At 74.2% G+C, this 1317-nt stretch carries 2 protein-coding genes; both read left to right on the forward strand.

Annotation, left to right across the window (positions count from 1 at the left end; genetic code table 11):
- On the forward strand, window positions 1-543 hold a 543-nt coding region (locus GTW67_RS10950; protein WP_346010622.1), incomplete at its 5' end, for a sensor histidine kinase.
- Window positions 540-1199 (forward strand): response regulator, encoded by a 660-nt coding sequence (locus tag GTW67_RS10955; protein ID WP_161164609.1) that lies wholly within the window; start codon window positions 540-542, stop codon window positions 1197-1199. The genes GTW67_RS10950 and GTW67_RS10955, both read left to right, overlap by 4 nt.
- Window positions 1200-1317: the final 118 nt, after the last annotated feature.

Raw genomic sequence — 1317 nt, forward strand, 5'->3', positions numbered from 1 at the left:
GCGGCCCGCTACCTCACCGGCGCACCGGACCGCCTCGACCAGGCCCTGACCGCCGTAAGCGACACCGGCCGGCGCGCTATCACGGATCTGCGGCACCTGCTGGACCTGCTCGACCCCGGCCACGGCACCGGTCCCGGCGGCGAGGACCGGACGCCGCCCGTCGGCAGACTGCTCACCCTCGTCGAGCAGACCCGCCGGGCCGGGCAGCCGGTCGAGTTCACCGAGGAGGGCACGCCGCCGGACTCGACGGGCGGCGCCGACCTCGTGGCCTACCGGGTCGTGCAGGAAGCCCTGACCAACGCCCTCAAGTACGACCACGGCAGCCCGACCTCGGTCCTGGTGCGCCACGGCGAAAGAGAGATCACCGTGGAGGTCGGCACGGACGGCTCCGGTTCGCGGGACGCCTCCCCGGGCGGCGGCGGGCGCGGCCTGGAGGGCCTGCGCGAACGGGTCGGCGTGCTGGGCGGCGACTTCAGCGCGGGCCGCCTCACGGGCGGCGGCTTCCTGGTGCGGGCGCGGATACCCGCGGGGGTCCCGGCATGAGCGCGCCGGTCCGGGTCCTGGTCTGCGACGACCAGGCGCTCATCCGCACCGGGCTGGCGACGATCATCGGCGCGCAGCCGGACCTGGAGGTGGCCGGCGAGTGCGGGGACGGGCGGACCGCGGTGGAGCTGGCCGCCCGGCTGCGCCCCGACGTCGTCGTGATGGACGTGCGCATGCCGGTGCTCGACGGCATCGAGGCCACCCGCCTGCTCGCCGGTGCCGGGGTGGAGCACCCCGTGAAGGTGCTCGTGGTGACGACGTTCAACCTGGACGAGTACGTCTACGAGGCGCTGCGGGCCGGAGCGAGCGGGTTCCTGCTCAAGGACGCGCCGCCCGACCGGCTGCTGCACGGCATCCGGACCGTGGCCATGGGCGCGGCCCTCCTGGATCCCGAGGTGACCCGCCGGCTCGTGGGCCGGTACGCCGCCCGGATCCGGCCCGCCGCGGGCCGTGCCGAGGACATCCCGCTGACACCCCGCGAACTGGAGGTCCTCCGCCTCATCGCGGACGGCCTGTCCAACAGCGAGATCGCCGCGGCCCTCGTGATCAGCCACGAGACCGTCAAGACCTTCGTGTCGCGCATCCTCACCAAGCTCGACCTGCGCGACCGCGTCCAGGCCGTCGTCTACGCCTACCGACACGGCCTGGTCACCTAGGGCCTGCCGTTTGGATCATGCCGGCGTCGCGGGGCGTGGCACGCACATCTGCGGCGTTGTCGTCGGTTGCCAGGGCTCCGCCCTGTCGCCCTCCTCCGCCTTGCAGCTGCACGCACCA

It is taken from the genome of Streptomyces sp. SID5910 (assembly GCF_009862125.1).
GTDB lineage: Bacteria > Actinomycetota > Actinomycetes > Streptomycetales > Streptomycetaceae > Streptomyces.